The organism is Streptomyces sp. NPDC015032 (assembly GCF_043080425.1).
In the GTDB taxonomy this organism is placed as follows: domain Bacteria; phylum Actinomycetota; class Actinomycetes; order Streptomycetales; family Streptomycetaceae; genus Streptomyces.
Genome location: NZ_JBIBVN010000088.1, coordinates 1 through 6,558 on the forward strand (window position 1 = coordinate 1; position 6,558 = coordinate 6,558).

A 6,558-nucleotide genomic window follows, 5' to 3' on the forward strand; every position below is an offset into this window, starting at 1 on the left:
ATGGTACCCGCTCCGCGGGTACCATATCGCTGCGCGATATGCAAGCGCAGCGGCTCGCGTTGCTCACCGCGCCCGTGCTGCGCACGGGCCAACTCCCTTCGCTGCGCTCCAGGAGTTGATGGGGTGTCGGCCGCTGCGCGCCCGACTGGCCGCGCGGTGCACGGCCGTGGCTGGCGGGGTGTCAGGTGCGGCTAGTGGGGTCTCCAGTAAGGGAGTTGGGGGAGCGCGGGGCGCTCCTGGGCGGGTCCGCTGCGCTCCCCGCCTGACGGTCCCTCCGGCTGCGCCTCCGGAACCTTGGGGCCCGCTGGCGCGGGCCAGGCTGGTTAGGAGGGTGGGGGTCGCTCGTTCGTGTGGGTTCTACTGTACCGCGTGCATCAGGTTGATGCAGCATGTACCGTTGGCGGAAACGCAGGACACCCCCCAACCACCCAGCAGGGCGGTCTTTTGATAAACGGTCAGCGCGCCCGAATTCGCCCGCGACTCACGCGAGGAACCTAGATTGGGAAGCTGCGGGCCCGAGCTACAGAACGGGAACTCAGATATCGGAAAGCCGGAATTGGGCGTGCGGAGGTACCGGAGCCGAACGGCCCCCCGGGGCCGGGCGGCGGAACCGCCCACCGGCCTCAGCCACGCTTCCTCGCTTTTGAGCATCACGGCCGCTACCGCGCGGGACGCCGTTCCGGTGGTGGTGCCGCCTGCGGTCTGCGCGCGCTCACGGGTCCGCACGCGAAGCCGCCTCAGCTACGAGGGGTCCGGCCGGCGCCTGCGGGTCGACCTCAGCCACCTAATACTTACGCAGATCAAGAACCCGCTGGTCAGCGGCCTGTACATCCGGCGATCTGTCACCCCAGGAGGTACACAACGCTTGCGATGTGTACCTCCTGAGTAGTCACATCGACGGCAAACTGTCAGCCAGGCCGACAGTTTCAGGTGCGAAACGTCAGCGAGGCCGACATCCGCGACAGCGTTCCGTCGAGCGGTCCGCGTTCGCGTGCAGGGGGAGATCTGTCCCCCCTGGGGGGACACAACACGCCGGAACGTCAGCCACACCGACATTTATGTCGGCGTGGCTGACATACTGCTGGCATCCAAGATCAGCGAAGTGGAGAGCAGCCTCGTGACACCCGAGCCACAGCGCCGCCGTCCCGCACCGAAGCGCGCGCCGCGCCGTACGGAGCTGCCCCTCGGTGAGGAGATCCAGGCGTGGTCCAAGCCGGTCCAGCCGGTTGAGGACCTCGACTCAGTCGCTCGCCGTTACCCGCGCCGGAAGCTCTCGCTCAGCAGCGAGCGCAAGCCGATGGAGGTCTACGACACCCCCGAGCGCCCCAAGGCGTTCTCCATGGACTCGCTGGAGTTCTTCTTCCTGATCGCGCAGTACTTCCGCGAGGCCCTGCCGCTGCGACTGATCCTGCTGCTGATCGCCTGCCAGAAGGCCGGCGGGCAGATCCGGCTGACGCAGGAGGAGATGGCGACGGTCCTGGACGTGCCCCGCGCGAAGACCAACGAGGCGCTGCAGGAGGTCATGAGCCATGGCATTGTCTTCAAGGTGCGCCGTGGCGTCTACCAGTTCAACCCGCCCTACTCGTACCGTGTAGCCGAGTTCATCCCGGGCACGGAGCTGGTCGAAGCCGAGTACGTACAGGTCGACCAGGACAAGACGATCGCGAAGATCCGCAGGGACGAGAGCCTGCCGGATCTGGTGCGGTTCCCGTCGCTGGAGCACATGCGCGAGGCGATCGAGGAACTGCGCAAGAAGCGGGCCGAGGAACGCGCTGCACGCCGACTGGCCCGTGCGCAGCGCCAGGAGGAGGGATCAGCCCAGTGAGTACCTTGAAGTGGTCGGCGACCAACGCCGACGGCCTTCTCGCCGACCTGGACCTGCCGCCCGCCGCCTACCGGGCGCTGCTGAAGCTCCGGGCGCGCAGCGAGGCCGGCGGCCGCATCGCGATGGACCAGGCCACCCTCGGTGAGCTGCTCGGCCTCAGCCGCCCCAGCGTGAACGCCGCACTGCGGGAGCTGGAGCTGGCCAAGCTCGTCAAGAAGGTCCGCAACGGCGTCTACCAGATCAACCCGATGCTGGCCGGCTACAACTCCCCCGAGGACGCCCTCGACGCCGTCAAGGCGATGCCCAAGGCGGACCGGCTGGACAGCAAGACTTACGTGACGGACTACCACCGGGCCGTCGCCGCCTACCAGGACCAGCTCGCCGAGCAGCGCAAGAAGCGCGCGGCCGCGGCCGCTGCCAAGAAGGCCGCGGCCGCCAAGAGGCGCGGTTCGCTGCACGCCGTCAGCTGATCCGGCCGGCACCCTCCCACGGGCATCGGCGCTGCACCCTCCACGGGCGCAGCGCCGATCGCGTTCCCGGTGTCGGTCCCGACACCAAAGGGCCCTGTCTGGATGGACAAAGGTTCCCCCGCACAGGGCCAAACCGATCGTCACCAGCTCGGTCGGCGTAGCTGGGGCGATCCGTGCCGGGCGGCTCGCAGCGAGAGGGCGGTAGCACCAGGTGAACCGGTTCGTTCTGGAGCAGCAGAACAACCGACGACGCCCCGGCGGCCCCCGCTGTATGCAGCAGCTGTGCGGCGATGAAGGCGCTGTACGAGGTCACCCGCCGGGACGCCGCCGTCGACGTCGACGTGTTCTTCGAGTGCGCGCTGCGGGCCTGCTCGCGCGGCAGCGGCCGGCCCACCAGCTCGCCGGTTGCAGCAGCCGCGACCACATAGCCGTCCCGGAGGGCAGCGGGCCGCCTGCTGTACGAGTAAGGCCGGCCTTGCTACCCGTGCAGCACCCGTGTGCCACCTGGACCGTGCGAATACTGCGCTGCACTCATCACCGGCCATGCAGCAGACCTCTTGCACCCTTCACCACCAGGAGCAGCAGGACATCGGCGGCCGAGCAGCACGAGGCGCGGCACCGGACCGGTGACAGTCGTCGGCGGTCGCGGCCTGACGGGGGCGGAGCGCGTCTTGCACCCCATTGGTAGGTACTACAGGTAGTACCTACGTGCGGGTTGAGTTTCCTTCCCCCTGAGAGCGAGCTTGGGCCGGGAGCAGCGGGAGGCGGCGACCGAGGGGAGGGCGGGGCGCCCGTCGTGGAGCCGTTGCCGAGGGATAGGGCGCTTCACCGCCGCTCGAAGCGCTGTGCGCCGCCGTGAGCGCCTCTCAGGGCCTTGATCGTCGCTCGGGGGGCCGGAGGGCGTCAGAACGCCGCAGGCGGCCGTACAGTGCCGGGAAGGATCATGTGCGCCGGACGGTCGGGGTGGGCCTCGGTGCAGGTGGTGGCGGGTGGTGTGTGCCCGCGCAGCGAGCTTCGCCCTCAGAGGGAGAGATCTACAACCCGCACATAGGTACTACCTGTAGTACCTACCAATGGGGTGCAAGGCCGTCTCCAGACGGCACGTAACGGAGCCGCCGGCGCAGCGTCCGGAGGTCAGGGTGCAAGGGTGCAAGGCGGGTCGCGGGCCCGGTGGCGAGGTCCGCGACCCGTACTTCCGGTACTTCGCCTTCGGCGGGTGAGGAAGAGCGCGCCCGTCATCAGGTCAGTCAGTCCTAGATCTTCTTACGCGAGCGATCCCTCACCAACCGGCGGACCCGATCCCTCACCAAACGATGAACATGGCGTTCTACAGCGGGGCCGTCCTCGCCTCCGGGCGCCGGCTTCTTCGGCCGGCGAGCAGCACGCGGTCGGCCTGGTCCAGGACGTCGTGGGTCAGACCTCGAGACACGCGACCACGATCACGGTTCGCAAAACCGAAACCCAGTACAACAAGCGCACGCGCTCGACGTCGTCGGCGTACTCGCGCAGCTGGGGGCCGGCGGCGGTGCCGGGGATCGGCTCCCCAGCGTCGGGGTCGACGGAGAGGACGACCAGGGCGCGGTCCAGGGCGTGGATGTCCGCCTCGCTGGTGATGTTCTCCAGCTGCTTCGCGGCGGAGTCGGAGAAGGTGATCCGGGCGCGGCGCGGGCCGTGCGGTGTGGGCATCAGGCGACGGCCGGGCGCTGGGCTGCGAGGCGGGCGAGGTGGGCCTCGCGCAGCTCCTCCCACGGGGTGCACTGCTCAGGGTCGGGCACGCCGTTGGTGGCGATGTCCTCCAGGACGGCGGCGAACCGGTCCGCGTCGGCCCGGGTCTTGGCCGCGTACGCGCGCACCGCGTCGGCCGCCGCGGGCTCCAACTGCTGGGCGGCGGCGTCGGCGGGGGTGGCCGGCTGTTCGCTCATCGAGGACTCCAGAGGGCAGAACTGGCGGTGTCTCACCACGGTATCGCCGGGCAGGCAGGCCCGGGAGCACTCCGCCGGAACCCGGAGCGTAACTACGCTCCGTACTAATCACAAGTGCGCGTGAGATCCAATCTTGAGTGTCACGCTCTCCCCCCGAAAACAGCCCCTGGAGACCTCTACGGCCCCGAGAAAAGGACAAACAGGGACAGAATCGAGGCGGCGTGACAAGTAAGATCTGACATCGCGCAGGGGCGTGACAGTCACTGTCTGTAAGCGTGACACCGGTCGGAACGGGTCGGTCTGGTGAGGTCAGTTCGCCTCGGAGCGGGCGCGGGCGAGGAAGTCGGCGAGGGCGCCAGCGGCTTCGGGCTCCGTGGTGGCGAGCCGGGCCGCGAACGCCAACTGGTCGACGCCGACGCCCGGAGCGAGGTGCGAGAGCTCGGTGAGCAGCGCGGCGTGGGCGAGCAGCGGGGGCGTCAGGAGACCGGTGGCTTCCTCGCGGGCGGCCGGGTCGCGGTAGTGCCCGAGGTGCGCGGCCAGGGAGCGGGCGAGCCAGGCGTCGACGTCAGCCTGGACGTAGCCGCCGGCTCGCCGGGTGAGTTCGTCGCGTACGGCTTCGTCGCCGGTGCGGGGTTCCGTCTGCTCCAGGGTGCCGAGCTCGCGCAGCGCCTGGAGCTCGTCGGCGCGGGCCGCGATCCGCATCGATTCGCGCAGCTCGGCTTCCCGGGCGGCGGCGGCCGCGGCTTCGGCGGCGAGTTCGGCCCGGACGACGTCGTCGGTGTCCGGGTCGTAGACCGTGCCCGGCGCGGCCGCAGCGAGCAGCTGGCCCAGGCGCTCCCACTCCGCGAGCTCCGCCGGGCCGCGGACGTCGTCGGCCAGGTCCTCGTACCGGGACGCCTGCCGGGCGTCGAAGCGCGCGTCCTCGAGGGCCGCCGCGACCGCACCGGCGTCCATGCCCTTCGCCCGGCGCCGTACGACGCGGCGGCCGATCCGGGCGGGGTCGACCGGATCGCGGGGCGCGGCAACGCGCGGGGCGGGCGGTCGGCGGGTGGTCTCGCCGGGCGGCCAGAAGCGGGTCATCTTCGGTCTCGCATTCATTGTGCGGATTCGGGAGCGGGCCGCCGCCAGAGCGCTGCACGGCGGCCCGCCGATTGGTTTATAGCAGGTCTTGAATTCGGCCGGGTCAGAACCGGAAGGAAATTGACGACACCGCCGTGAAATCCGCGCGGAGGCCATCAGCGCGTGTGCCCCACTCCGTGAAATACGACTCGGTGATGGCCTCCGCGAGGATCGGATGCAGATCCTCCTCCGTCGCCCCAGCCTCCTGAAGCTCCAGGATCTGCTTCACGTAGGCGGGTGAGATGTCCGTGGTGATCTGGCGCTCGCGGCCGTCGTCCGAGCTTCCCGTGCAGGTGAATCCGAAGTACGCCGTCACCTCCACCATCATCCCCCTGGACGTGGACGCCTGTGCACGGGCCTGTGCTCTGACCTGCGGTTGCCACTCGGATTCGGTCTCCTCCACCAGGGCGGCCTGGAGACGCTTCTGCGGGGTCGTCAGCTTCCCGGCCCGGTAGCGCTCCACGGTCCGTCGTGAGACGCCCAGGCGCTCCGCCAGGGCCTTGGTCGACCCCTTCGCCCGCGTGAGGAGGAATTTCACCTGTGCATTTGCGGACTTCGGGGCGGGCCGGGTGAAGACCTTCCGCTCCGCCCGCGCGAGGGCCTCCAGGACCTTGCCCCGGCCCGGGGCCGGCTGCTGCTCGTGATCGTTCATGCGATCAGTCGGCCATGGGCCGCTTGTGGACAGAGGCGTGGAGCCGAGCGAGAGGGCAACCAGCGGGTGTCGCTGTGACGACGCAGCACAGTTGGCAAATGAGAGGGACGGAAGTCCCTGGTCAGAGCGTTCTGACGCTTCGTAGTTGGCAAGAGCGACGCAGGATAGTTGGCAACCAGTCGCCACAAAGTGGCTGGTCAGCGCAGTCCGAGTGGGCCCTTCCTGGGCGTTTGCCAACCGGCCTGCTGAATTGCCAACTGTGCTGCGTTGTCACAGTCGCATCAGTCGGGCGTGACAACGGGGCGAGGGTGAACGTGTCGGTGCCGGGCGCGAGGCCCGGCACCGAGATGGGCCACTCGACGTCACGAGTCACCCGGCCAGCATCTACGTCATCAAGGGCACCCGGCCGCACGTCATCCGCCCCCGCAGGGGCAAGGCCCTCCGCTTCCAGGCCGGCGGACGGACCGTGTTGGGCTGCCGGTAAGAACCCTGTCAGTGCGCCACGAGGCGCTGTTGTTTCGGACGGAGGTGGAAGACCACCGTCGCTTCGCCGTCGTAGCGGCGAGGTGA

At 69.4% G+C, this 6,558-nt stretch carries 7 protein-coding genes; 3 read left to right on the top strand and 4 right to left on the bottom strand.

Annotation, left to right across the window (positions count from 1 at the left end; all coding sequences use genetic code 11):
* The first annotated feature begins 1,066 nt into the window (after window positions 1–1,066).
* From ACF08M_RS41130 to ACF08M_RS41140, 3 genes are all read left to right on the top strand, one after another.
* Window positions 1,067–1,825 carry a hypothetical protein gene (locus ACF08M_RS41130; protein WP_392190435.1) on the top strand — a complete coding sequence of 253 codons (759 nt, stop codon included), beginning with the start codon at window positions 1,067–1,069 and terminating at the stop codon, window positions 1,823–1,825.
* A complete protein-coding gene (locus tag ACF08M_RS41135; protein WP_392190436.1) occupies window positions 1,822–2,295 on the top strand; it encodes a helix-turn-helix domain-containing protein in 474 nt (157 codons plus the stop codon). Before ACF08M_RS41130 ends, ACF08M_RS41135 begins: the two co-directional genes overlap by 4 nt.
* A gap of 290 nt (window positions 2,296–2,585) precedes the next feature.
* On the top strand, window positions 2,586–2,723 hold the full coding sequence (locus ACF08M_RS41140; RefSeq protein WP_392190437.1) for a hypothetical protein: 138 nt from the start codon (window positions 2,586–2,588) through the stop codon (window positions 2,721–2,723).
* Window positions 2,724–3,708: 985 nt separating this feature from the next.
* Here ACF08M_RS41140 and ACF08M_RS41145 read toward each other — a convergent pair.
* The 4 genes from ACF08M_RS41145 to tpg form a co-directional block, all read right to left on the bottom strand.
* Entirely contained in the window at window positions 3,709–3,981 is a 273-nt protein-coding gene (locus tag ACF08M_RS41145) for a hypothetical protein (RefSeq protein ID WP_392190438.1), read from the bottom strand.
* Window positions 3,981–4,217: a hypothetical protein gene (locus ACF08M_RS41150; protein WP_392190439.1), complete on the bottom strand. Its 237-nt coding sequence runs from the start codon at window positions 4,215–4,217 to the stop codon at window positions 3,981–3,983. Before ACF08M_RS41150 ends, ACF08M_RS41145 begins: the two co-directional genes overlap by 1 nt.
* Window positions 4,218–4,526: 309 nt before the next feature.
* Complete coding sequence (locus tag ACF08M_RS41155) at window positions 4,527–5,297, bottom strand: hypothetical protein (RefSeq protein WP_392190441.1); 771 nt, start codon at window positions 5,295–5,297, stop codon at window positions 4,527–4,529.
* A gap of 103 nt (window positions 5,298–5,400) precedes the next feature.
* Window positions 5,401–5,988 carry a telomere-protecting terminal protein Tpg gene (gene tpg / locus ACF08M_RS41160; RefSeq protein ID WP_392190440.1) on the bottom strand — a complete coding sequence of 196 codons (588 nt, stop codon included), beginning with the start codon at window positions 5,986–5,988 and terminating at the stop codon, window positions 5,401–5,403.
* Window positions 5,989–6,558 lie beyond the last annotated feature (570 nt).

Bases quoted from the DNA above. Each gene is read 5' to 3' on its own strand.
- ACF08M_RS41145 (WP_392190438.1), bottom strand. From the start codon at position 3,981: ATGCCCACACCGCACGGCCCGCGCCGCGCCCGGATCACCTTCTCCGAC.
- tpg (WP_392190440.1), bottom strand. From the start codon at position 5,988: ATGAACGATCACGAGCAGCAGCCGGCCCCGGGCCGGGGCAAGGTCCTG.
- ACF08M_RS41140 (WP_392190437.1), top strand. From the start codon at position 2,586: ATGAAGGCGCTGTACGAGGTCACCCGCCGGGACGCCGCCGTCGACGTC.
- ACF08M_RS41150 (WP_392190439.1), bottom strand. From the start codon at position 4,217: ATGAGCGAACAGCCGGCCACCCCCGCCGACGCCGCCGCCCAGCAGTTG.
- ACF08M_RS41155 (WP_392190441.1), bottom strand. From the start codon at position 5,297: ATGACCCGCTTCTGGCCGCCCGGCGAGACCACCCGCCGACCGCCCGCC.